23 protein-coding genes and 1 tRNA gene are annotated in these 22,076 nt (G+C 62.9%); 16 read left to right on the top strand and 8 right to left on the bottom strand.

What is annotated here, in order from left to right; all coding sequences use genetic code 11:
* Nucleotides 1–35: 35 nt before the first annotated feature.
* From LAQ58_RS09380 to LAQ58_RS09360, 5 genes are all read left to right on the top strand, one after another.
* Nucleotides 36–542, top strand: coding sequence for a GtrA family protein (locus LAQ58_RS09380; protein WP_224447185.1), 507 nt, complete (start codon nucleotides 36–38; stop codon nucleotides 540–542).
* Between the two features lie 75 nt (nucleotides 543–617).
* Nucleotides 618–2,360 (top strand): glycosyltransferase family 39 protein, encoded by a 1,743-nt coding sequence (locus LAQ58_RS09375; RefSeq protein WP_224447184.1) that lies wholly within the window; start codon nucleotides 618–620, stop codon nucleotides 2,358–2,360.
* Between the two features lie 71 nt (nucleotides 2,361–2,431).
* Nucleotides 2,432–3,271: a phosphoenolpyruvate hydrolase family protein gene (locus LAQ58_RS09370; protein ID WP_224447183.1), complete on the top strand. Its 840-nt coding sequence runs from the start codon at nucleotides 2,432–2,434 to the stop codon at nucleotides 3,269–3,271.
* Nucleotides 3,272–3,358: 87 nt separating this feature from the next.
* Nucleotides 3,359–4,594: a Tm-1-like ATP-binding domain-containing protein gene (locus LAQ58_RS09365; protein ID WP_224447182.1), complete on the top strand. Its 1,236-nt coding sequence runs from the start codon at nucleotides 3,359–3,361 to the stop codon at nucleotides 4,592–4,594.
* Between the two features lie 184 nt (nucleotides 4,595–4,778).
* Nucleotides 4,779–5,093: a hypothetical protein gene (locus tag LAQ58_RS09360; protein ID WP_224447181.1), complete on the top strand. Its 315-nt coding sequence runs from the start codon at nucleotides 4,779–4,781 to the stop codon at nucleotides 5,091–5,093.
* A gap of 107 nt (nucleotides 5,094–5,200) precedes the next feature.
* On the opposite strand, the gene LAQ58_RS09355 is transcribed toward LAQ58_RS09360, so the two are convergent.
* Nucleotides 5,201–5,443, bottom strand: a complete 243-nt coding sequence (locus LAQ58_RS09355) for a hypothetical protein (protein ID WP_224447180.1) — start codon at nucleotides 5,441–5,443, stop codon at nucleotides 5,201–5,203.
* A 149-nt stretch (nucleotides 5,444–5,592) separates the two neighbouring features.
* Between LAQ58_RS09355 and LAQ58_RS09350 the strand changes: the two genes are divergently transcribed.
* Nucleotides 5,593–5,994 carry a DUF2267 domain-containing protein gene (locus LAQ58_RS09350; protein WP_224447179.1) on the top strand — a complete coding sequence of 134 codons (402 nt, stop codon included), beginning with the start codon at nucleotides 5,593–5,595 and terminating at the stop codon, nucleotides 5,992–5,994.
* 445 nt (nucleotides 5,995–6,439) lie between these two features.
* Here LAQ58_RS09350 and eif1A read toward each other — a convergent pair whose 3' ends face one another.
* The 4 genes from eif1A to LAQ58_RS09330 form a co-directional block, all read right to left on the bottom strand.
* Complete coding sequence (eif1A, locus tag LAQ58_RS09345; RefSeq protein WP_224447178.1) at nucleotides 6,440–6,730, bottom strand: translation initiation factor eIF-1A; 291 nt, start codon at nucleotides 6,728–6,730, stop codon at nucleotides 6,440–6,442.
* Nucleotides 6,731–6,781: 51 nt separating this feature from the next.
* Nucleotides 6,782–7,177 carry a methylated-DNA--[protein]-cysteine S-methyltransferase gene (locus LAQ58_RS09340; protein WP_224447177.1) on the bottom strand — a complete coding sequence of 132 codons (396 nt, stop codon included), beginning with the start codon at nucleotides 7,175–7,177 and terminating at the stop codon, nucleotides 6,782–6,784.
* A gap of 106 nt (nucleotides 7,178–7,283) precedes the next feature.
* Nucleotides 7,284–8,378 (bottom strand): outer membrane protein assembly factor BamB family protein, encoded by a 1,095-nt coding sequence (locus tag LAQ58_RS09335; RefSeq protein WP_224447176.1) that lies wholly within the window; start codon nucleotides 8,376–8,378, stop codon nucleotides 7,284–7,286.
* A 302-nt stretch (nucleotides 8,379–8,680) separates the two neighbouring features.
* Nucleotides 8,681–8,914, bottom strand: coding sequence for a DUF7835 family putative zinc beta-ribbon protein (locus LAQ58_RS09330; RefSeq protein WP_224447175.1), 234 nt, complete (start codon nucleotides 8,912–8,914; stop codon nucleotides 8,681–8,683).
* 168 nt (nucleotides 8,915–9,082) lie between these two features.
* Here LAQ58_RS09330 and LAQ58_RS09325 point away from each other — a divergent pair, with 168 nt between their 5' ends.
* Nucleotides 9,083–9,346, top strand: coding sequence for a Sec-independent protein translocase subunit TatA/TatB (locus LAQ58_RS09325; RefSeq protein ID WP_224447174.1), 264 nt, complete (start codon nucleotides 9,083–9,085; stop codon nucleotides 9,344–9,346).
* 6 nt (nucleotides 9,347–9,352) lie between these two features.
* Here the strand turns inward: LAQ58_RS09325 and LAQ58_RS09320 are convergent, their stop codons facing one another.
* The 3 genes from LAQ58_RS09320 to LAQ58_RS09310 all read right to left on the bottom strand — a co-directional run bounded on the left by LAQ58_RS09320 (nucleotide 9,353) and on the right by LAQ58_RS09310 (nucleotide 12,151).
* Nucleotides 9,353–10,648: an MFS transporter gene (locus LAQ58_RS09320; RefSeq protein WP_224447173.1), complete on the bottom strand. Its 1,296-nt coding sequence runs from the start codon at nucleotides 10,646–10,648 to the stop codon at nucleotides 9,353–9,355.
* A gap of 144 nt (nucleotides 10,649–10,792) precedes the next feature.
* Entirely contained in the window at nucleotides 10,793–11,620 is an 828-nt protein-coding gene (locus LAQ58_RS09315; RefSeq protein ID WP_224447172.1) for an HD domain-containing protein, read from the bottom strand.
* A gap of 48 nt (nucleotides 11,621–11,668) precedes the next feature.
* Complete coding sequence (locus tag LAQ58_RS09310; RefSeq protein ID WP_224447171.1) at nucleotides 11,669–12,151, bottom strand: redoxin domain-containing protein; 483 nt, start codon at nucleotides 12,149–12,151, stop codon at nucleotides 11,669–11,671.
* A 206-nt stretch (nucleotides 12,152–12,357) separates the two neighbouring features.
* Between LAQ58_RS09310 and LAQ58_RS09305 the strand changes: the two genes are divergently transcribed.
* From LAQ58_RS09305 to LAQ58_RS09265, 9 genes are all read left to right on the top strand, one after another.
* Nucleotides 12,358–12,651, top strand: coding sequence for a Sec-independent protein translocase subunit TatA/TatB (locus LAQ58_RS09305; protein WP_224447170.1), 294 nt, complete (start codon nucleotides 12,358–12,360; stop codon nucleotides 12,649–12,651).
* Nucleotides 12,652–12,729: 78 nt separating this feature from the next.
* Nucleotides 12,730–12,802, top strand: a tRNA-Arg gene (locus LAQ58_RS09300).
* 276 nt (nucleotides 12,803–13,078) lie between these two features.
* Complete coding sequence (locus LAQ58_RS09295; RefSeq protein ID WP_224447169.1) at nucleotides 13,079–13,897, top strand: FkbM family methyltransferase; 819 nt, start codon at nucleotides 13,079–13,081, stop codon at nucleotides 13,895–13,897.
* 221 nt (nucleotides 13,898–14,118) lie between these two features.
* Nucleotides 14,119–17,379, top strand: a complete 3,261-nt coding sequence (locus tag LAQ58_RS09290; RefSeq protein WP_224447168.1) for an ATPase, T2SS/T4P/T4SS family — start codon at nucleotides 14,119–14,121, stop codon at nucleotides 17,377–17,379.
* Complete coding sequence (locus LAQ58_RS09285) at nucleotides 17,376–19,412, top strand: type II secretion system F family protein (RefSeq protein WP_224447167.1); 2,037 nt, start codon at nucleotides 17,376–17,378, stop codon at nucleotides 19,410–19,412. The genes LAQ58_RS09290 and LAQ58_RS09285 overlap by 4 nt, the downstream gene beginning before the upstream one ends.
* Nucleotides 19,409–20,011, top strand: coding sequence for a DUF7287 family protein (locus LAQ58_RS09280; RefSeq protein ID WP_224447166.1), 603 nt, complete (start codon nucleotides 19,409–19,411; stop codon nucleotides 20,009–20,011). The genes LAQ58_RS09285 and LAQ58_RS09280 overlap by 4 nt, the downstream gene beginning before the upstream one ends.
* On the top strand, nucleotides 20,008–20,649 hold the full coding sequence (locus LAQ58_RS09275; protein ID WP_224447165.1) for a DUF7288 family protein: 642 nt from the start codon (nucleotides 20,008–20,010) through the stop codon (nucleotides 20,647–20,649). The genes LAQ58_RS09280 and LAQ58_RS09275 overlap by 4 nt, the downstream gene beginning before the upstream one ends.
* The gene (locus tag LAQ58_RS09270; protein WP_224447164.1) at nucleotides 20,637–21,599 is read left to right on the top strand and encodes a DUF7261 family protein; all 963 of its coding nucleotides are present in this window, start codon (nucleotides 20,637–20,639) and stop codon (nucleotides 21,597–21,599) included. Before LAQ58_RS09275 ends, LAQ58_RS09270 begins: the two co-directional genes overlap by 13 nt.
* Nucleotides 21,592–22,074, top strand: coding sequence for a DUF7266 family protein (locus LAQ58_RS09265; RefSeq protein WP_224447163.1), 483 nt, complete (start codon nucleotides 21,592–21,594; stop codon nucleotides 22,072–22,074). Before LAQ58_RS09270 ends, LAQ58_RS09265 begins: the two co-directional genes overlap by 8 nt.
* Nucleotides 22,075–22,076: the final 2 nt, after the last annotated feature.

Here is a 22,076-nt window from a genome sequence, read left to right as displayed (position 1 = left end):
ACGCACCGCAGGGACGGAGTCGGGTCCAGCGATAGATGAGCCAGCGGTCCACGCTCCGCGAGCGTCTCGCCGCCGCGATCTCGCTCGCCCGCTTCGGTCAGTTCGTCTCCGTCGGCGCCGTTGGCGCAGTCTGCGACTTCGCGGTGCTGTTGCTCCTCTCGCAGTCAGGCATTGCAGCGACGCTCGCAGCGGCGCTGGGCGTTCCGGGTGCCGCTGCCGAACTCGCAAAACTCGGTGGTATCGAGACGGCCATCGTTGTCATGTTCCTGCTTAACGAACACTGGACGTTCGACGGCGAGGGCGTCGCCGGCACCCGCGCATCGGTTCGCCGACTGGGCAGATCACACCTCGTGCGCGCCGGCGGCGTCGGCGTCCAACTGCTCGTCTTCTCGGTCGTCTACAACGTGTTGTTCGTCGACCTGACGTTCGAGAGCGTCGACCTCTGGCTGGTAGTCGCGAGCGGAGTTGGTATCGTCGCCGGGATGGGCGTCAACTTCGTCACCGAGAGCCTGTTCACGTGGCGAGTCCAACGTCCCGGCTGAGGGACGCGGGTTTACCCGCCGTGAGAACCGCCAGAGAAGTTATTCGAACGGACGCTGACTATCACGATACCCCGAATGAAGCAGCGATTGATTCTGCTCGGCGTCGCCGCCCTCGCCGCACTGGCGCACGTCGAGGCGCTCGGCTACTGGTTCGTGGCGACGGACACGATCACCCTCACCGCGTCGAGTCGGGTATCTACGGTAGCGGGAGTCGCAGAGCTATTCACGCAACCGCTGATGGCCGGAACCCGGTTCACCAAGGTCGCGCTGTTCTACCGGCCGGTCGCGAGCCTCTCGCACGCGCTCGACTACGCGCTCTGGGGGGTCGATCCGACCGGCTACCACCTCACCAACCTCGTGATTCACGGCGTGGCGGTGGCGCTCTCCGCGCTCGTCGTGGCCGCGGTGACCGACTCGGAGACCGGGACACTCGCTGGTCTGCTCGTGGCGCTCCATCCGCTCACGGCAGAGGTCGTTCCCTCGACGGCTCGCCGCCACAGCCTGCTCATGAGCGTCTTTCTGCTCTCGGCACTCTTGTTTCTCGTCCGCGGTCGTCGACGTGACTCCCGCTGGCTGCTCGCCGGGTCCGTCGGCGCGTACGCGCTCGCGGTTCTGACGAAGGAGCTCTCGCTTCTGTTCCCCGGACTCGTCTTCGCGTGGGTCGTCCTCGACGAGTTCGCCGGTGTAGGGACCACCTCGAGCCGCGACGTCGCCCGGGCTGTTCGGACCGCGCTCCGGTCGTTCGCCCCGTTCGTCCTCGTCTCCGTCGTCTACGTGGGGGTGAGAGTCGCGGTGCTGGGCGGACTCGGTGGCTATCACAGGAGCCCGCCGCTGTCGCTCGGAATCGCCGTCGACGTCGTCGTGAAGTACGTCCTCTCGCTCACCTACACCAGAGACCTCGTCACCGCGGCGTTCGGAGGCGTCGGACGCGGCCCGTCGCTCGCAGTCGGCGCGGTGCTCGGCCTCCTCGCCGTCGCCCTCGTCAGTCTCGCCGTCCGACACCCGAGACAGCGGGCGGGCGCGATCGCGCTCGCGGTGGTCTCCGGCGGTCTCGGCAGTTTACCGTTCGTCGCCGTCCTCGCAGACCGCGCTGGTCTCGGGACGGTGCTTCTCGGCTATCCGACTCCGTACTCCGCCCTCGTCGGCGCCGCCTTCGTCGCTACCCTCGTCGGGGGTGCGCTATTCGCGCTCCGCGCGCTTCCGAGTCAGCGGACGCTCGTCGACGGGGGCGTCGGTCAACCGCTCGCGTTCTTCGCCGTCTGGCTCGCGGCACCTGTCGCGCTGTTTCTAATCAGCGCGGACTACACGATGCGCAACGGCTACCTGTTTCTCACGCCGGCGATGGGAATTGTTGCGGTCGTATTTGTGACCGGTGCTCGAAACGTCGACTTCGACGCCCGCGAACTGGACGCGAGCGCGGCGCTGACGGTTATCGCTACGGTGTTCGTTCTCTCGCTCGCGGTCACCTCGCCGCTCGTCCACAACTACGACGAGTGGAACACTGCCGGCGAGACGAATCGGTTGACGCTCACCACGCTCGAAGGGGAACTCGCGGAGGCTCCTGACGACACGACCGTGCGCATCTCGGGGATACCGCACAACGTCAGTGCGGCCTCCGGCACGTTCCCGCGAGCGCAGTCGCCTGGATACGTGCGGGAGGGGACCGTCGAATCGTGGATACAGTTACGCACCAGCAACGAGGTGACGGTGCGCATCGACAGCTACACCCAACTGCCGCGACGGCCGATCGGCGCGTCGGTCACGACGGAACGACAGAACGGAACGATAGCGGTCGAACTCCACTACTCGTACGACTGAGCCGACACGATTCGACGTTGGTGTCGGACGGCACTCATTATTTACCGGTAAGTGACATACTCTACCACGGTATGCCAAACCAATTCACACGCAACGAATCGCTCGACGCACTCCGCGCGACGGTCGAGGAGGGCCGAGCGATAATCGGCGCGGGCGCCGGAACCGGTATCTCGGCGAAGTTCGCCGAGCGCGGCGGCATCGACCTGCTCATCATCTACAACTCCGGCCGCTATCGGATGGGCGGCCGCGGGTCGCTGGCCGGACTGTTGCCGTACGGCGACGCCAACGAGATCGTCGTCGAGATGGGTCACGAAGTCCTTCCGGTCGTCGAGGAGACGCCGGTCCTCGCGGGGGTGAACGGGACGGACCCGTTCCGCCAGATGGACGTGTTCGTCGCGGACTTGAAGCGTCGCGGGTTCTCGGGCGTCCAGAACTTCCCGACGGTCGGTCTCATCGACGAGGACAGCCAGTTCCGGCGGAACCTCGAGGAGACCGGCATGGGCTACGACAAGGAGGTGGAGATGATCCGCGAGGCCAGTGAGCAGGAGATGCTCACCTGTCCGTACGTCTTCGACACCGAGCAAGCGCGCGAGATGGCCGAGGCGGGCGCCGACGTCGTCGTCGCCCACATGGGGCTGACGACCAGCGGCGACATCGGCGCCGAAACGTCGCTCGACCTCGACACCGCCGCCGAGCGCGTCCAAGCGATTCACGACGCGGCGAAGGACGTCGACGACGAGGTGATGGTCATCTGCCACGGCGGCCCGATAGCGTGGCCCGACGACGCGGCGTACGTCCTCGACAACACCGAGGGCGTCGTCGGTTTCTTCGGCGCGTCCAGCATCGAGCGCCTCCCGACCGAGGAGGCAATCGAGAACCAGGCCCGCGAGTTCAAGGAGATAGAACTGTAGCATGGCTCGAGACGACCTGTCCACGAACGACGGCGCACCGTCGGATCGAGGACTCGAATCGACCGCCGAAGCGAGGGAGACGAAACCATGAGCGTCGTCGTCGTCGGAACGCTCGACACGAAGGGCGAAGAGATCGCGTTCGCCCGCGACGTCATCGAGGCGCAGGGCGTCGACGTCCACGTCGTCGACGTGGGCGTGATGGGCGACCCGGAGTTCGCGCCGGACACCGCCGCGGAGGCGGTCGCGGAGGCCGGCGGTACGAGCCTCCAGTCGCTTCGAGAGGGCGGCGACCGCGGCGAGGCGATGGACGCGATGGGTCGCGGTGCCGCCGCCATCGCCGAGCGACTTCACGGGGAGGGCACCTTGGAGGGCATTCTAGGACTCGGCGGGTCGGGCAACACCTCCGTCGCGACGACGGCGATGCGCGCGCTCCCCGTCGGGGTTCCGAAGCTGATGGTGTCGACGATGGCGTCAGGCGACGTCGAACCGTACGTCGGCTTCAAAGACGTCACGATGATGTACTCGGTCGCCGACATTGAGGGGCTGAACCAACTCTCGCGGCGCATCATCGCGAACGCGGCGCTGGCGACGGCCGGGATGGTCGCCAGCGACGCCGACGTCGAAGTCGAGGAGAAGCCCACCATCGCTCTCACGATGTTCGGCGTCACGACGCCGTGCGTCCAGACGGCCCGCGAGTACCTCGAAGACCGCGGCTACGAGACCATCGTCTTCCACGCGACCGGCTCCGGCGGTCGAGCGATGGAGAGTTTAGTTCGGCAGGGCGTCGTCGACGGCGTGCTCGACGTGACGACGACCGAGTGGGCCGACGAACTCGTCGGCGGCGTGCTCAACGCCGGACCTGACCGACTCAACGCGCCCGGCGAGATGGGAATCCCGCACGTCGTCTCGGTAGGGGCGCTCGACATGGTAAACTTCGGCCCGCCCGATTCGGTGCCCGAGCGGTTCGAGGACCGGACGTTCCACCAACACAACCCGCAGGTGACGCTGATGCGGACGACGTCGGAGGAGACGGCTGAACTCGGCGAGATTCTTGCAACCAAACTGAACGACGCGTCGGGACCTGTCGCGGTGTATCTGCCGCTCAAAGGCGTCTCTATGCTCGACGCAGAGGGCGAGGATTTCTACGACCCCGACGCCGACGAGGCGCTGTTCGACGCCGTCCGCGACGCTCTCGATTCGAACATCGAACTCATCGAGATGGACGCCGCGGTCAACGACGAGGAGTTCGCGCTCGCGCTCGCGCGGAAGATGGACGAGTACATGAGCGAAGCGCCAGGGGAGATAGTGCCGGACGGCACGTGATCTTTGTTCGAGGTCGACGCGGACGCGGTGACGCTGCCGCTGTGACGACACCGAGTCGCCGTCGACGCGGACGCGTCGATACAACGCGTCCTCGCAGCGACACAACGCGTCCGGCACCGACACACTCGGATAGACGGACCGTTCCGTACTTTCTCGTCGCTACGCCGCATAACTCTCTCGCCTCATGAACAACAACGGCCAACCCACGTGCGACATCTGCGGCGGCGACCTCGCCGAGGAAGAACCGGTCGTCGAGCTTCGCCTCGGCGACTTCGCCGTCGAGCAGCGCCTCTTCTCGGTCTCGAACACGCTCGGCGGCGACATCTATAGCGCGTTCGTCCACCTATCCTGCATCGACGCACCCCGCGGCGCCGACCGCGGCCAGACGCTCCGGCAGATTCTGGACACTATCGGCGTCCGCGACGTCTCGGCCTCCCTCCGGAATTCGGAGCGTCCGTTGGGCGACCCCGAACTGCCCGACACCTCGGAGAACGACTGAACGCCACGTCGTACCGGCTCGACGGCGACGCTCCGCGGCGTAGTCGGTTCTCCGTGCGGCGGCGATAGCGCGAAGAAAACGCTCGGGTCGACGAACTCGACGCCGACTTACGGCGAGCGTCGGAGTCGGACCCGACCCTCGTCGTACTCGTCGATGTGTTCGGTGCGTAGTTCGTTCGAGTCGTCGTCGCCCCACCCGAGGAGGTCTTTTACCTTCTCCGTGAGGCTCGCGTCGCCGTCACGGTCGACCGTCGCGCGGTCGCCGTTCACCTCGCGTATCGTCCCGACCTCGGTACCCTCGGCGGTTACGACGCGTTTGTTCCGGTCGTCGTCGGTGAACTCTCGAACCATCGCACGAGGGAGAACGTTCCGATCGCAGAGATAGGTGGTGCTTGTATCTACAGGCTGATAGACGCCCCGCACGCGGTCACCAGCGGATTCGATAGTGCAGGTCCACACTTATGGAACCGGCTGCCGCTAGCCTCCACGGAGGCCAACAGATGAACTTCGACGAGTTCACCGGTCACGTCCAGAATCGACTCGAGCTAGCCAACACGGGCGAGTCGGTCCGCGCCGTCCGGGCGACGCTCACCACGCTCGGCGAGCGACTGCAGGAAGGCGAGGCCGAGGACCTCGCCGGCCCACTGCCGATGGAGATAGACCGGTATCTGCTCGAAGCGGACTCCGGTCAGCGCTTCGGCTTCGACGAGTTCGTCAACCGGGTCGCCGAGCGCGAGGGAATGACCGACCCCGACGACGCGGCGGACGCCGCGTTCCACGCACAGGCTATCGTCGCGCTCGTGGACGAAGTCGCTCCGGCGGGCGAGATGGAAGACGTGAGAGCGCAACTGCCCGAGGAGTACGAACGGCTGTTCGAGCTGACCGACGGACAGCCGGAGTGATCTCCTCCCCGTCGTAACCGACGGGGCTTCCCACGTCCGCACCGCTGGGTTGGGATATTTGCTGGTAGACGACCGGTCGGCATGACAGGCCGATGGCGGGGCCACACCGCCGTTACTCCTATCCCCGCCAAGGGGACTCGGAGTTATCTTGACCGAGACACCACATCGGTTCGAGAGGGTGTCTCGAACAGTCTGGGTCTCGGAGTCCCGATAGTGTGCATTTAGGTGGGCGGTGAGACCGCCTCGGTGTATGTCATGCGACGACCCGTGATTACTTGAATATCCGTATGAGCGTCAGAATGCAGTCTGTGGAGGAGGTGTCGGATTCACGCCCGCCGTTTACGGCGGGATTCTCTCCTCGAAGAAAGATGGAAACGCGAAAGCGAAGTGAAGACGAGACGAAGCACGGACGAAGCGAACGCGGCACGGACGCCGGCCCGTCGCCTCACCCGACGGTGATGTGACCCTCTTCGCGGAGCTGTTCGGCGTCCTGATTGTCGTAGCGCCAGACGATGTCGGCTTTCTCGTCCTGCCAGTCCCACGGTTCGACGAGGACGATATCGCCTTCCCGAATCCAGATGCGCTTTCGCATCCGGCCGGGGATGCGTCCCATCCGCTCTTCCCCGTCGTTGCACCGGAGTCTGACGCGACCGTACCCCTGCATGTTCGTCACGAGCGCGAACTGCTCGTCGTCCGTGGGCATCCGGAGGTTCCGCCGTCCGGATTCTTCACTCATAATTGACAGTAGACGGTGAGGCGGCTAATAGCTAGCGCCGTATCTCGGTCGTTATCGGTTCGCGCGCTCGTGGTCAAGCAGCCGCCGTTTCAGTGCGAGACCGTCGTCGCCGCCGGCGGAGAAGCCGCCGAGGGAGTCCGCGCCGACGACTCGGTGACAGGGAACGACGAGCGGGACGGGGTTGCGGCCGCAGGCGCCGCCGACGGCGACGGCGGCGGTGTCCAGCGTCGCCGCGAGTTCGCCATAGGTGCGCGTCTCGCCGTACGGTATCTGGGCCATCGCTTCCATCACGTTGCCGACGAACCCGTCGGGTCGGTGCACGTCGAGGTCGAACGTCCGCCGCGCTCCGGACTCGTAGGCGGCGAGTTGTCGACGGAGTTCGCTCGGCGACGCCGACACCGCGGTTTCGTCCAGCCTCACAGTAGTTCCGAACAGTTCTACGTTCATCGCTGCCGGTCGATGCGAGGCCTCGGGATAAAACTGTGTAGCCTGCCGCGACGAACTGTTGCGGCGAGCTCTCGCGACGAGCGCGACGACGACTCTCTCGCTCGGTTCATTCCAGCGCGTACACCGACCCGCCGAGGGCGGCGACGTAGAGTACGCCCTCGACGGCGACGGTACTGCTGAGCACGTTGCCGTCGGTTCCGAAGCGCCACTGACGCTCGCCGCTGTCGGCGTCGACGGCGTGGACGCTCGAACTGGAACTGCCGACGTAGACAGTGTCGCCGGCGACGGTCGGACTGCTCCTGACGTAGCCGCCAGTCGGGTAGCGCCATCGTTCCCGGCCGGTTCTCGCGTCGAGCGCATACATGCCGCCGTCGTCGCTGCCGATATACACCACGCCGTCGGCGACGCTCGGACTGCTCTGGACGCCGTTGCGCGTGACGTACTGCCAGCGCTGAACGCCGTTTTGGGCATCTATCGCGTATACGTTCGTGTCGTTGCTGCCGATGTAGACGACGCCGTTGGCGACGGTCGGACTGCTCCGGATGATGTCGTCGGTCGCGAACTGCCACTGCACTTCGCCGGTGTCGACGTCGAGCGCGTACACCGTTCCGGTCGAGTCGCCGACGTAGACGCTGTCGGCGTCGACGGCGGGTGTGCTGTCGACGTACCCCCCAACCCGTGCCGTCCAGCGCGGTTCACCGGTCTGGACATCAAGCGCGTACACTGCCCCGCGCTGGTCGACGAGCGACTTTTCGGCCCCTCCGACGTAGACGGTATCGTTGATAACAGTCGGACTGCTGGGCGAACGCCCCTTCGTTGCTCGGCCTGACTCGTTGATGGTCTCGAACGACCACCGCTGGCTTCCGTCGTCGGCGTCGAGCGCGTAGATCGGCTGTTTTCCCGTCGACGCGCCCGCGTAGACGACCCCATCGGCGACGGCAGGACTCCGAGCGAGCACTTGCCCCGACTCGAACCGCCACCGCCCGCCGCCGTTTTCGACGTTTCTGGCGTACAGTTGACCGTCGTTCGCTCCGAAGTAGAGCGTGTCGTCGATGACGGCCGGACTCGACAGAATTCCGCTGACCTCGCGTCCGAGAACCCGTTGCGTCCCGGGTGTGAACTTCCAGCGAACCGTCACTCCCTCCGACGGACCGACGCCGTCTATCTGGTAGCCCGTGTTGGCGGCGTCGCTTTGAAACATCGGCCACGCACCGCGAGACTGTTGCGACTGGTTCCGTCGCCCGGACTCTTCCTGACGCTGCGAGTCCGTCTGTTGGGACCCCTCGTTGGAATCGGTGCGTCGGGACCGGAAGGAGGCGAGCGGACCACCGATACCGACCGCACCACTGGCAGCGAGAAACCGGCGGCGGGATGACTGTGGGTTCGACACGATATCACGAGATAGTTCCTCTCAAACTGTAACTGTTTTTTGAGCCGAACGTGAGTGTACGAAGGGGCAGAAATTCCAGTGACGCCGACTACGGTCAGACGCTCGACAGAGGGTCAGCGGCGGAGTCGTTCCGTGACGGTCCCACAACTGAGACACGTCGTGGTTCGGCACGGTACCCGCGCGAACTTCCGGTTGTCCGGGTTCGTCTGCTGTTCGTCGCTCGTCGAGACGATACTCACCTCGACTTTGTGTTCCGTCTCGCGCTCGCAGTCGGCGCAGTACTCGGTCAGCGTGTAGTCGTCACCGTCCGGTTCTGTCGTCGCGCTGTCTCGGTCTACTTTCTCCATCGATGTAGAGTGTCTCACCGGCACAGCCACCGCTGTGCCGTCCGTATCTCATAGCACTTCTCCGAAGTGGAAGTGCCTGTACTAACAAGGCCTTTAAATACGAGAACGGCGTCGGCGCCGGCGGACGCGGCGGGTTTATCTCGGTGCACAACGTCCCTACTGCTCGAAATGACGTTCGTACTCTTCGGTGGACTACCCGGCGGTCCCGAGATGCTCATCATCCTCCTCATCATCGTCCTGCTGTTCGGCGCGAACAAGCTCCCGGAGCTCGCGCGCTCTACGGGACAGGCGATGGGCGAGTTCAGGCGGGGCCGAGACGAGATCGAACAGGAACTTCGACAGTCGTCCTCGTCGACGGTCGACGACTCGCACAGCGACGCCGTAACCGAGACGGAGACAGAGACGAACGCCGAGTCGCGTTCGACGAACTGAGCGGAATCAGTCGCTCGGAACGGGGATCGCCGCCTCTCCAGGTTTCATCCGGCGGTAGGTGAGTACGAACACACCCGTCGCGAAGACGATGAACCCCGCCGCGAACAGAAACGCCGCCGTGTTGGAGACGGTGTCTTTGACGAACCCGACCATCAGGGGTCCCGCTACCTGCCCGATTTTCCACGAGATGGAGCGAAGCGACATGCTACTGGCGACGGAGTCGAACCGCTCGCCCTCCTCGACGAACAGCGCCATGCTCGCCGGGAGGCGGAGGCTGTCGGCGACGCCCAACAGCGCGTAGGCGGCGAACAGCGAGAAGAACGCGCCGCCGAGTGTCAGCGTCCCCTCGAACGTCTCCACCCGTATCGGTTCGAACGCACCCTCGGCGACGAGCGCAAAGGGGATGAACGCCGTTCCGACGCCGTACAACAGCGCGCCCCCGGCGACGAAGTACGGCTTTCGCCCGATGCGGTCGGTCAGGTCGCCGACGTACCCCTGCGACAGCGACTTCGTGAGTTTACCGCCCGCGAGAATCCACCCGACGGCGAACGCCTCGATGCCGAACTGGCCGTACGCGAAGATGGGCAGGAAGATGATGACGGCCATTTTCCCGACGCTGAACGAGAGGCGGAAGAACACCAGCGCCCGAATCATCGGCCTGTCGAGCAGTGCCCGGAACGTCTCGACGCTCGTCGCTTCCTCGGCGTTTTTTCGACCCCCGGGGTTCGACCGAAGATTGAGAAACACGAGGACGAACGCGCCGACGGTCACCGCGCTCAACACGAGATACGTGAGATGAAAGCCGTGGGCGTACAGGAGATAGCCGCCGACGATGTCGCCGAGCAGACTGGAGAGCGCGGCGACCTGATTGTACGATCCCAGCCACCGGCCGCTCTCGTCGTCAGGGCTTATCTCACCGACGACCGTTGACCCGGTGATCCAGAGCAAACTCGCGCCAATACCCTGTAACATCCGCACCAAGACGACGTGAACCGCGCTATCGACGAGCATGAACGCCCCGAAGACGACGACGTTCAGCGCCAACCCGGCGAGCAAGTAGTGCTTGGCGTTACCCGTGTCTATCTTCCGCCCCAGCGGGAGAACGATGAGCAGCTGCGTCAGCGCGAACGCCGTGCCGAACAGTCCTTCGACCACACCCGTCGTCTGGTACAGGTCGGCGTACAGCGCCAGCGCGATGACGACCGTCGAGTACGCTTGGCTACGGGCGAACGCCGTTCCGGCGAGGGCGGCGAACTCCCGATTTTTGAGCAGCGCCAGCGACCGGCCCGGTACCGAAACCACAGTTACGATTCGAAATGGCGAGGGAACGGATAAATGACCGCATAGCGGACGCCTTAGCGGGTAGTTCACACAGGCAACGGCGGAAAACGAGTCGTCGTGGACGCGGTGTCTCCGAAGCGTCTCCGTCCCGGACCGTCGAGCGTCTCAGAGTTCGATGCGCTCGACGAGTTGGTCGTCGGCTTTGGTGTTGACCGCGATGATGCGGATGTCCTCTTCCAGTCGGGAGTTGTGCATCTTCGCCTTCAGGAGGTTGTCGACCTGGTAGACGCCCGCCGCGTTTATCATCTCTATCTCAACGAGGACGGGCACGTCGTCGCCCTCCTTCAGCGCGACGCTGTTGATCGCCTGACTGGAGAGGGTGTTGATGCCGCGGCCGCCCTTCTCGTAGGGGATGCGCGAACGCCCGCGCTCCATGTCGAGCGCGTCGGCGATGCGGATGACGCCTGCCTCGTGTGTGAGCGGGTCCTCCTCGGTGTGGTGACAGAGGATGGCGTGCAGCACCTCGGCTTTCATCCGGACGACGCCCGGCGTCTCGTAGAACTGCGGGAGGAAGCGGTCGAGGAGGTCCGCCGCGAGCGGAATCGAGTAGTAGGCGTGCTCGTCGCGGTGGACGATGTGTCCGATGTCGTGGAGCGTCGCCGCCAGCGCGACGATGACGGATTCGTCCGCCTCGCCGAGCCCCTGCTGGCGCGCGCCGTTGAACTCGACGCCGCCGCGCTTGAGCAGGTCGTACAGGCGGAGCGCGCGGTTCCGGACGATTTCGATGTGCTTCGTCCCGTGGTCGTTGTACCCCTTCCGCGTGACGGCATTGACGTTCTGCGCCTCCAGATACGTCGTCACTTCGGGGTCGTCGAGCAGTTTGGGGAGAATCTCGTTCAGTTTCTCGTCGGGGTAGGCGTGCTCGGCATCGGGATCGTACTCTCGCCCCCCGTCGCTCGGGTCTTTCGGGTCAACTGAAGCGTCACTACTCATATCCGACCCAATACTCGGGCGCGCAAAAGAACTTGCTTTCGGGGGTATTCAGTCGTCGGCGACGCTGGCCGCGGCCGTCTGCACCGCTTCGTAGTCCGGTTCGACGCCGGGGTCGTCGCTCACCCACCGGTACGTCACCGTCCCCTCATCGTCGACGACGAACACCGCGCGCTTGGCCACGTCGTAGACGCCGAGTGACGCGAAATCCATCGACACGTCGTAGCGGTCGATGAGCGTCCGGTTCGTGTCGCTCAAAAGCGGGAAGTTCAGTTCGTTCTGTCGGCGGAACTCGTTGAGCGTGAACGGCGTGTCGATGCTGACGCCGTAGACGCTGGCGTCTATGGCGTCGAAGTTCGCGATTCGGTCGCGGAACGTACACATTTCGGTCGTACACGTGCCGGTGAACGCCGCGGGGAAGAACGCGAGAACGAGCGGCGCTTCGTCGAGTCGGTTCGAGAGCGTGAACGAACCGACGTCGCCGTCGGCCAGCGGAACGGTGAAGTCGGGTGCGTTGTCTCCTACGTCGATCATACTCATCGAAAGCAGTTGAACGAAATGACACTTGCGCTTGCGGTACCGTTCTCGGGATTCGAACCGGACGACGGCGCGTCGTCGCCGTCGAATGCGCTGCTGTCGGCCGGTCGACCATGTTTGCGTCCGCCGGTTTCTGTCATCTGACGGGGTTGACTCGCTGAGCAAAAAGCCTATAACCGCTACAGAGTTAAGCAGGAGTAGAGATGTTCGACACCGCATTACCACTGTTCGGGGCGCTTCCGGGGGGGCCCGAGATGCTCATCATCCTCCTCATCATCGTCCTGCTGTTCGGCGCGAACAAGCTGCCGAAGCTCGCGCGCTCGACGGGGCAGGCGATGGGCGAGTTCAAGAAAGGACGCGAAGAGATTGAAGAGGAGCTGCAGGAAATGGAGGGCTCCTCGGACGATGCGACCGACAACGCCAGTTCGTCCACCTCGACGTCGGCTTCCACGTCGACGCAGACGAACAACGAAGCGACCGAGCAGAGCAGCAACTGATCGTTCTGCCCGACTCGTCGGGCATCATTTCTACCGCCGAAGCGCACGCTTTTTAGCGACGGCCACAAATCTGCGCCGGGGCGTGTGGCCTAGCGGATAGGGCGAGAGGTTCCTAACCTCTAGATCGTGGGTTCGAATCCCGCCACGCCCGCTCTTCGTGCCGAACGAAGCGAGACCGCAGAGCGACGCATGTGGGATTCGAACCACTCCTCGGATGACTCACGTCGACGCCTTGCTATCTGCTATCTCGAGTGTCTCTGTTCGTCGAACTACCTGTGTGCTTCACTCTCTACACCTCGCGCAACTCCCCCTCGGTAGTGTGTCGCACACGACGGATTCTAACAGTTCACGTCCAGTTTCACGCTTACAATAGCGTCATACAGTCACGAAATAGACATTATATACTCGAAAATCGAATGTAGATTGTATGACAGTTGTCGGTGCTATCGGAGACCTCCTACGCGGCACGCGAGCACACGAGTACGCGACGTTCGTTCACGACGCTGCCGTGCGTGCATACCTTCGGTCGAATCCACGGTGTCTCGTCGAATCCTGCGGAGCGCAAGCCGTCTTCACCCCCACGAACGTCGTCGAGTGGGGGAATCTGAACTATCGCATCTGGGAGGAAGACTGCATCCTCAGACATCTCCTCTCACAGATTCGACCGGACGACGTGTTCTTCGACGTCGGCGCGAACATCGGGATCTACAGCTGTCTCGTCGGTAACTTGCTCACTGACGGCTCCGTCGTCCCGTTCGAGCCGTATCCGCCGAACGCGGACCGACTGGAGGCGAATCTCGAAGCGAACGGCATCGCCGCCGAGGTGGTTCGTTCTCCTCTCTCAGACTGCCGGCGAGCGACCGAGTTCAACGTGTATGACACCCCGGACTCGGGGGCACAGCACGGGTCGCTCGACACGACCTATCCGATAGGGACCCCGCTCAAACGGATTCCGATGGAGACGACGTCGGGTGACGCGCTCGTGAAAACCGGAGTCGCGCCACCGCCGACCGTGACGAAAGTCGACGTTCAGGGTGTCGGTATCGAGGTTCTGACCGGTCTCAGTGAGTCGCTGGCGGCCGACCGATGCCGTCTCGTCTACGTCGAGACGCACGGCAACCACAAACAGATAACCGAGTTGTTGCAGCGATTGGGTTTCTCTACGCACGGGTTCAGGCTCTCCAGAGAGCAGGGACAACCCGCCGTCATCGGATACGACGACGATGCCGTCGACTGTTTCGAGTGACCGCTTTTGGGGTAATGCTCGTGCAGACGGTGACGACGAGTACCGGGTCGGGTTTGGTGCGTCGGCAGTTGGCAGTCGTGTAGCGGCTGTACGGAGTCGAAAACGAACTCCTCCCTCGGGTTTCCGATTCGAGTCGTCTCTCCTCACACTTAATTAGTCCAAAGTAATTGAGAGTTAATTTGGTGGAAGCATTTTTCAATAATGAATACAACTCACTCCCAATGGCTATCGACGACGCAGCCGACTCGGACTCCGGGCAGTTCGACGACGCCAACGACGGCACGTCGGACTCCGAGGCGCGTCGCCCGGCCGCCGTGGGGGAGTACACGTGGGCGGAGTACCTCGACGAGTACGGGCCGCCGGGGGCGGCCGACGACCTCTACCGCGGGCTTCGACCCGCGCCGGGCACCGACCGCTGGGAGGACGACGACGCACCGACGAAACCCGCCGGCGCGGACTGGGACCGCATCCCGCTTGACCCGGTGTCGTTTCTGGGCTTTCACCCCGACGACATCGACTCGCGTGTGGGTCTCGCGGGCGATAACGCCGAGACGCTGCAGGAACTATTCGAGGCGTTCTGCGACCCCGAGACGACGCCGGTCGTCAAGGACGAGTATCTCTGGGAACACTACAAACGCGAGTACTACTACGAGGACGACGGCAGTCGCCCCCGCGACGCCGATGGCGAAATCGAGCGGTTCGATCCGGTCGACGCACTGGGACACGACCCAGACGCCATCGAGAACACCATCTCGCACCTGAGCGACCGCGCCGACGAGTTGGAGGAACTCGTCGAGAAACGCACCGTCAACACGAGGGGAGATTTCGACGAGGACGAGTTCTTCTCGACCGACGCGGGGACGACGACGGTCGTCAACCGCTACGATCTGGAGAAGGCGGTGCCGATGCCGAAGAAGACGCACTTCGAGGAGGTCGAACGCTACTGGGTGAACGAGCCGTACGCGTTCGTCATCATCTTCCACTCCACGAAGGAGAACGAGGACAAGTACTACGTCGTCCAACCGTACATGAACCGGTTGGAGAGGGAGTTAGAGGAGTATCTCACCGGCAAACTCCGCACGGCTATCAAGTACGCCGACGACGACGTGGTCGGCGGCGACGGTCACCGACGCCGCGTTATCGAAGAGCAGACGTTCGAACTGTTGGAGCGATACGACCTCTACAGTCGCAAAGAGACGGAACCGTTCGCAAATGCGCTCGCCGACCGCCTCGGAATCGCCGGCGACGACGAGGGCGTCGCGGGGAAACTCGTCCGCCTCCTCGGCTACCGCCCTGCCGAGCGCGAGAGCGCCGGACTCGATGGTATCTCGGCCCGTCCCGAACCGGCGGTGCTGGCCGACGACGACGCCGACCTCACGGAGTACCAGGTCGACAAACTGCTCTACTTCCTGACGCGTGACTTCATCGGCTACGAGCGCATCGACGGCATCAAACACGACATCAACGTTGAGGACATCTCCTGCGACGGCTACAACTCGCCGGTGTTCGTCTACCACGGCGACTACGAGCAGATAATCACGAACGTCTACCACGAGGAGACGGAGTTAGACGATTTCGTCGTCAAACTCGCCCAGCGCTCCGGCAAAGGCATCTCGAAGCGCCGCCCGCAGGTTGACGCCACGCTCCCCGACGGGTCGCGCGCGCAGTTGACGCTCGGCAAGGAGGTGTCGGACCACGGGACGAACTACACCATCCGACAGTTCAAGGAAGTGCCGTTCACACCCATCGACCTCATCTGCTGGCACACGTTCTCGCTCGACGAGATGGCGTTCCTGTGGCTCTGCATCGAGAACCACAAGTCGCTCATCTTCGCCGGCGGCACTGCCTCGGGGAAGACGACCAGCCTCAACGCCGTCTCGCTTTTCATCCCTTCGAACACGAAGATCGTCTCCATTGAGGACACCCGCGAGGTCGAACTCCCGCAGCGCAACTGGATCGCCTCGGTCACCCGGCCGTCGTTCTCCGACGACGACAAAGGCGACGTCGACGAGTTCGACCTGCTGGAGGCCGCGCTCCGACAGCGCCCCGACTACATCGTGATGGGCGAGATTCGCGGCGAGGAGGGGCGGACGCTGTTTCAGGTGATGTCCACGGGACACACGACGTACACGACGTTCCACGCCGACTCCGTCGGCGAGGTGCTCAAGCGCTTCACGACCGAACCGATCAACGTCTCGAAGACGATGTTCTCGGCTCTGGACCTCGTCTCGATTCAGACTTCCACCCGAGTACAGGGTAACAAGGTTCGCCGGAACAAGTCGCTCACCGAGATAAACCACTACGACGCCGAGAACGACGAGATAAACGTTCAGGACGTCTACCAGTGGCAGGCCGAGGACGACGAGTTCCTACTGATGGGCGACTCGAACACCCTTGACGAGATCAAGTTCGACCGCGGGTGGTCCGAGGAGACGCTGCGCTCGGAGATGTTCCAGCGGCAGGTCGTCCTCGCGTACCTCATCGACTGCGGGCTGAACACCTACACCCAGGTGGCGGCGACGTTCCAGGCGTTCATCAACGACCCCGACACCATCCTGACGCTGATGGCCGACGACCAGTTGGAGCGGAGCCTCGAAGACCTCCGCGAGATGGAGTCGGTGCTCATCGACATCGACCCGGAGATGGAGGAGATGGTGCCGCGACCGGACCCCGACGCCGAGACGCTGGCAGAGGCCCGCGAGATTCTGCAGCGGGCTGAGGAGGAACTGTTCGAGCAGTACCGCGGCGAACCCGTCGGTAGCGTCGCCGACGTGCTCTCGGACGTCGAACCCGCGGCGGACGTGACGGCCACGTCGTCGACGCCAACGAGCGACGATCCAGCGCTGGACGAATCAAGCGACGATCCAGCACTCAACGAGAAAGCCGAAACGGATAAAAGCGACGTGTCCGCGCTCACGGAGGGCGAACCGGACGAAGCGGACGAATCGAACAACTTCCGCGATGCAAGCGAAGCAGCCGCCGGCGAAGAAGAGGACGCGGGCGAGGGCGACGCAACGAGCGACAGCGGCGACGATGACAGCGCTGTTGGGCGACATAACGACACCGCCTCTGAGGTCCCCGTAGACTCCGACAACGTCGAATCCGACAACTCCACCGACATGTACGGTGGAGATTCGGTCGTTGACGAGACCAGTTTTGCCCGCGGTATGGACCTCTCGGACAACGGTCCGAGCGTCGCGGACGATGAAGCCGACCCCATGGCGTTCGGCGACGAGCCGATGTTCATCGGCTCCGATCCCTCAGAAAGAATTCCATCATCTGACTCACACCCCAACGACACCTTTGAGCAAACGAGTGAGGAATCTGTACGCGGCGAGGATGCTGACAGTACCGACGATAGAGACGACAGCGACGAGTCAGACAAACCGGCCGACGCTAAAGCCGAGTCGGAACTCGACGACGACTGGAACTTTGGACAGACATCGAGTGACGACGAGGTGGCCGACGAGGGCGACGAATGAGCCTCGACACTGGGTCGAACGGGGCGAGAAGCGCCAACGCGGGAGAGATGCTCGGCGACGCGTTCTATCCGCTTTTCACGTGGTTATTCGACCCCGACGGCGACTTCGTCGGCGACGTAGAGGAGAAACTCACACAGGCTCGCGTGACAACGACAGTCGAACTGTATATCTCGCAGGCACTGGCGGTCGGCGTACTCATCGGGCTCGTACTATGGCTCATTGGGACGCTTCTCGGCTATGCGCTGTTTCAGTTCGGCGTCATCAACACGGAGATGCTGTCGCTCGGTGCGCGCATCCCAAACCCAGCGGTTGTCGACCTCCTGGAGGCGATGAAGATGCCCGCCGCCGTCGGCATCACGGGGTTGGTGTTCGGTTCTATCGGCTTCGGTCTCGGTTTCGGCACGCTGCTGGCGCTTCCATACTCGACGGCGTCGGCGCGCAAGCGCGAGATAGACATGCTGCTTTCCGACTCCATCTCGTTCATGTACGCGCTGTCAGTTGGGGGACTGAACCAACTGGAGATTCTGGAGGCGATGGCCAAGGCCGAGGACACCTACGGCGAAGTCTCCTACGAGTTCCGCAGCATTGTCCAGGAGACGGAATATTTCGGCACCGACTATCGCACCGCCATTCATAAACAGGCGATGGAGACGCCGAGCAAAGAACTCTCACAGTTTCTGACGGACATGCTCTCCATCGTCAACTCCGGCGGGAACATGGAGCAGTTCCTCGACGATAAGAAGGACAAGCACATGCGCACCGCCAAACAGCAGCAGGAGCTGACGCTCGAAACACTCGAACTGTTCGGCGAGATGTACATGACGCTCTCGCTGTTTCCACTCTTGCTCATCATCATCCTCGTCATCATGAGTATGCTCGGCAATGCCGACGACATGCTGCTGTACGGAACGGTGTACGGCCTGATCCCGATCACCGGCGTGGGCTTCCTTGTCCTCGTCTCGACGGTGAAACAGGACGAAATTGGCGACGGATATCTTGACCCGGCTGACAGCAGCGAACGACTCGCTGAGACCAACAAAGAAGGGCTGATTCACCTCGGTCTTATCGAGAGCTTCGTCGGCGAATTCAGCCTCTTCGACCGCGTGAAGAATCGCGAGGGGACATACAAGACGAAGGAATTGCTGAAACGACCGCACATCTTCTTCCGCGAGAACCCGCTTTTCACGCTGGTGTTCACCGTTCCCGTCGCTGTAGTAATCGTCGGCATCTCGGCTGCTAACGGTGCCGCCCCGTTGTCGTGGGATGAGTTGGTCGCCCAACCTGTCTGGGGGACGTTTGTATGGTGGTACATCCCGTCGTATCTCATTGCCATTCCGCTGGCGGTGTTTCACACCTGGAACGTCTACTCGCGAAACGCCGTCATCGGTAAACTCTCCGACAACCTCCGAAAACTGTCGAGCGCCAACGCCACCGGCCAAACGCTGCTTGAATCGGTAAAATCGGTCTCTGATACCTCGTCAGGTAAACTTGCAGACGAGTTTGAGGTGATGTATGCAAAGGTCCACTACGGAATGAGTCTCAGAGAGGCATTCGTCGAATTCAACAACAAGTATCATATTCCGCGATTGGCGCGGACAGTCAAACTCATCACCAAAGCACAAGAGGCGTCCAGTCAGATCACAGAAGTGCTCACGACAGCCGCACAGGCCTCCGAAAATCAGGACGACATCGACCGCGAACGGAAGTCACGAGCGCGGATGCAGGTGGTCATCATCATCATGACCTACCTCACGCTGTTGGCGGTGATGGCCATCCTGAAGACACAATTCCTTGACGTGATGTCTGGGTTGACTCAAAGCAGCGGTGGAGAGACGAATGCTGGAGGCATGAGTTTCGGCGGCGGCGTCGACACCAACGTTCTCTCGGTGCTGTTCTTCCACGCGGTCACGCTACAGGCTGTGCTATCGGCGTTCATCAGCGGCTACATCCGCGACGCCGACATCATCTCGGGCGTCAAGTACGTCGTCGTGCTGCAGACCATCGCCCTGGCGGTGTGGATGGTGGTAGGATGAGATTTTGGCGTGACTCCCGTCGCACGGAACGTCGCGACGGCAGCGGCCCAACGACCCGACGCGATGCCCGAGCACAGACGACCATCGACTTCGCCATCGGCGCAGGCGTCTTTCTCCTCGCCGTCGCGTTCGTCATCGCGTTCATCCCATCAATGCTCTCACCGTTTGCCGGCGGCGGGCAGGAGGACACCGTCGTCGCCGACCGAGTCGCCTCGAACCTCGTCGGTGGGGTACTGAGCGCCCCTGAGACGCCCTACCGTGTCGACGGCGAGTGTGCGGCAGTGTTCTTCGGCGCCTCGGTGATGGGCGACTTCGACTGCGGCTTCGACCCTGACGCGGTGACTGTGAACGAACGTGTGGGGGTCTCGAGCCGCGTCAATCTTCACATCACCATCGATGGCGACCGAAGCGGCGACGGCATTGAACGCCTCTGTTGGGACAACGCTGAACGCCGCGTCGTCGAAGCCGACGCTAGCGGTTGCGATGTTCGGTTCGAAGCCGGACAGTCACCGCCAACCGACACCGGCTCGGTCGTCGTCGCGTGGCGAGCCGTTTCGCTCGCCGGTGAGACCGGACAACTGGAGGTGCGCGTCTGGTGACTCGCGGACGCAAATCTGACCGTGGTCAAGCACACACGCTCGAAGCCGTGATGTCAGCATTGATTCTCATCACGAGCGTCATCTTCGCCCTCCAAGTAACCGCGGTAACGCCGCTATCTGCGAGTACCTCCAGCCAGCACATCGAGAATCAACAGCAGGCGACGGCCGAAGGCGTCCTCACCGCCGCGGCCGACTCAGGGGCGCTCGAACGGACGCTGCTATTTTGGGGTGATTCCGACGGTGACGGCGACGATGAGTTCCGAGGAGCGACCAATGAAGAGTACTACACCGCCGGCTATCCGCCCACCGAGTTCGGGCGGATACTCAGCTCTACGTTCGGCGACCGTAGCGTCGCAGCGAACGTCTACGTCCGCTATCACACCGACGGGGGCGGCGAACGCCGCCAGCGCCTCTTCTATCAGGGCGAACCGAGCGACAACGCGGCGACGGCGACGCAACTTGTGACATTGTACGACGACGCGGTGCTGTACGACGACGAGGACGGCGACGGCATCGCCGAACCAACGGACCCCAAGACGCAGATAAACGAAGATAACTTCTACGCCGAGGACATCGACGGGATTGACAGTGGCGTTTACACGGTCCTGCGGGTGGAGGTGGTTGTGTGGCGGATGTGAGTCGCTTCCGAGATGACCCGTGGGACGACGTTTCACGAGCACAGTTGTTCCTCGTCGGGGCGCTCTCGCTGGCGGTCGTCTTCGTCGCGCTCTCGCTCATCCTCAACTCCGCAATCTACACTGAGAACCTCGCGTCGCGGAGCACCGACGCCGCAGGCGCATCGGCGGCACTAGACACTCGCGCCGACGTGGAAGCGGGCGTCGCCGGACTCATCGCCTATGAGAACCGAAACCGTGAGTCATTCGACGAGGCGGAAGTGGAAACTGCAGTGAAAGGAGGTGTGAATGAACTCAACCGCCAAGTTGGCAATTTCAGCGTCCGCAACGGTCGCGTGGTAAACGTCTCGTACGTGTCGTTCGACTCCGGTACAGCCGCCAATCAGTCGACAGACGGGCAGTTCGTCCCCGCGGAAGATTCGACGACCGACTGGACCGTCGCCTCGAGCCACGACGGCCTCCGTGCGTTCGAACAGCGGGTCAAAATCGGGTCGCTCGCCTTGTCCGAAGACGATGCGTTCGCCACCGAGTTCACCGCAGACGATGGCGAAACCTATCAGGTTCGCCTCCTGCAAGTCAATGACGACGACCTGCGTGTCAAAGTCGTTAGACTCACGAGCGAGGGTGAAATCGAAGAATCCAATCACTGCGCGCTGTACGACGACGCGTCCGCTGATGAGTTCGTCACGGTCGATATTACATCCGCCACGGTCGGCGGAGAACCCTGTCCGGCGTTGGAATTCTTCAAGGATTCGACGACCTACGATGTGGCCTACGTGAACGGCGACCAGGTGAGCGGGACCTACCGGTTCGTTGTTGACGGATCGGTCGACGACGAAGTTCCGAAATCAAAGGAAGTCATCTATGCTGTGACCGTCAACTTCGCCTACTCATCATCGGAGCTCGACTACGAAACGACGATTCGGGTTGCACCGGGTGAACCCAATGTGTAGTCGATACTCGTCGTGGTCATCGCCGACGCGGACCGACCGCGCTGCGTCGACAACGCTATCGTACGTCCTTGCGCTCGGTATCACGGCAATACTCATTACAGGTCTACTCATCGCAGGCGGCGGAGTAGTCGAAGACCAGCGCGACCGGACAGTTGAAAACGAACTCCGTGTCGTCGGCCAGCAACTGGCTGCGGACCTCGAGACGGCGGACGCGCTAGTGCAATCTGCGCCGTCAGGGACGGTACGACTCGACAGACAGCTCCCCCCGCGTGTCGTCGGCACGAATTACGCCATCGACATGGTCGACACTGATGATGACGGCAGTGCCAACTCGATTCAACTGTCGACGTCTAACCCAGATGTGACGGTCACCGTCTCATTCACGACGCACACGACAATCGCCGACGCCTCGTTCGGTGGCGGTGACGTGAACATCCGTTATACGGGAACCAAACTGGTGATCGAAAATGCGTAATC

The sequence above is a fragment of the Haloprofundus salilacus genome (genome assembly GCF_020150815.1).
GTDB lineage: Archaea > Halobacteriota > Halobacteria > Halobacteriales > Haloferacaceae > Haloprofundus > Haloprofundus salilacus.
Note: the sequence above shows the minus strand (reverse complement) of the source record. Positions and strands in the feature narration are given on the sequence as shown.

Excerpts from the sequence above, each read along its gene's own strand:
- LAQ58_RS09380 (WP_224447185.1), top strand. The coding sequence starts at position 36 with ATGAGCCAGCGGTCCACGCTCCGCGAGCGTCTCGCCGCCGCGATCTCG.
- LAQ58_RS09375 (WP_224447184.1), top strand. The coding sequence starts at position 618 with ATGAAGCAGCGATTGATTCTGCTCGGCGTCGCCGCCCTCGCCGCACTG.
- LAQ58_RS09370 (WP_224447183.1), top strand. The coding sequence starts at position 2,432 with ATGCCAAACCAATTCACACGCAACGAATCGCTCGACGCACTCCGCGCG.
- LAQ58_RS09365 (WP_224447182.1), top strand. The coding sequence starts at position 3,359 with ATGAGCGTCGTCGTCGTCGGAACGCTCGACACGAAGGGCGAAGAGATC.
- LAQ58_RS09360 (WP_224447181.1), top strand. The coding sequence starts at position 4,779 with ATGAACAACAACGGCCAACCCACGTGCGACATCTGCGGCGGCGACCTC.
- LAQ58_RS09355 (WP_224447180.1), bottom strand. The coding sequence starts at position 5,443 with ATGGTTCGAGAGTTCACCGACGACGACCGGAACAAACGCGTCGTAACC.
- LAQ58_RS09350 (WP_224447179.1), top strand. The coding sequence starts at position 5,593 with ATGAACTTCGACGAGTTCACCGGTCACGTCCAGAATCGACTCGAGCTA.
- eif1A (WP_224447178.1), bottom strand. The coding sequence starts at position 6,730 with ATGAGTGAAGAATCCGGACGGCGGAACCTCCGGATGCCCACGGACGAC.
- LAQ58_RS09340 (WP_224447177.1), bottom strand. The coding sequence starts at position 7,177 with ATGAACGTAGAACTGTTCGGAACTACTGTGAGGCTGGACGAAACCGCG.
- LAQ58_RS09335 (WP_224447176.1), bottom strand. The coding sequence starts at position 8,378 with ATGTTTCAAAGCGACGCCGCCAACACGGGCTACCAGATAGACGGCGTC.
- LAQ58_RS09330 (WP_224447175.1), bottom strand. The coding sequence starts at position 8,914 with ATGGAGAAAGTAGACCGAGACAGCGCGACGACAGAACCGGACGGTGAC.
- LAQ58_RS09325 (WP_224447174.1), top strand. The coding sequence starts at position 9,083 with ATGACGTTCGTACTCTTCGGTGGACTACCCGGCGGTCCCGAGATGCTC.
- LAQ58_RS09315 (WP_224447172.1), bottom strand. The coding sequence starts at position 11,620 with ATGAGTAGTGACGCTTCAGTTGACCCGAAAGACCCGAGCGACGGGGGG.
- LAQ58_RS09310 (WP_224447171.1), bottom strand. The coding sequence starts at position 12,151 with ATGATCGACGTAGGAGACAACGCACCCGACTTCACCGTTCCGCTGGCC.
- LAQ58_RS09305 (WP_224447170.1), top strand. The coding sequence starts at position 12,358 with ATGTTCGACACCGCATTACCACTGTTCGGGGCGCTTCCGGGGGGGCCC.
- LAQ58_RS09295 (WP_224447169.1), top strand. The coding sequence starts at position 13,079 with ATGACAGTTGTCGGTGCTATCGGAGACCTCCTACGCGGCACGCGAGCA.
- LAQ58_RS09290 (WP_224447168.1), top strand. The coding sequence starts at position 14,119 with ATGGCTATCGACGACGCAGCCGACTCGGACTCCGGGCAGTTCGACGAC.
- LAQ58_RS09285 (WP_224447167.1), top strand. The coding sequence starts at position 17,376 with ATGAGCCTCGACACTGGGTCGAACGGGGCGAGAAGCGCCAACGCGGGA.
- LAQ58_RS09280 (WP_224447166.1), top strand. The coding sequence starts at position 19,409 with ATGAGATTTTGGCGTGACTCCCGTCGCACGGAACGTCGCGACGGCAGC.
- LAQ58_RS09265 (WP_224447163.1), top strand. The coding sequence starts at position 21,592 with ATGTGTAGTCGATACTCGTCGTGGTCATCGCCGACGCGGACCGACCGC.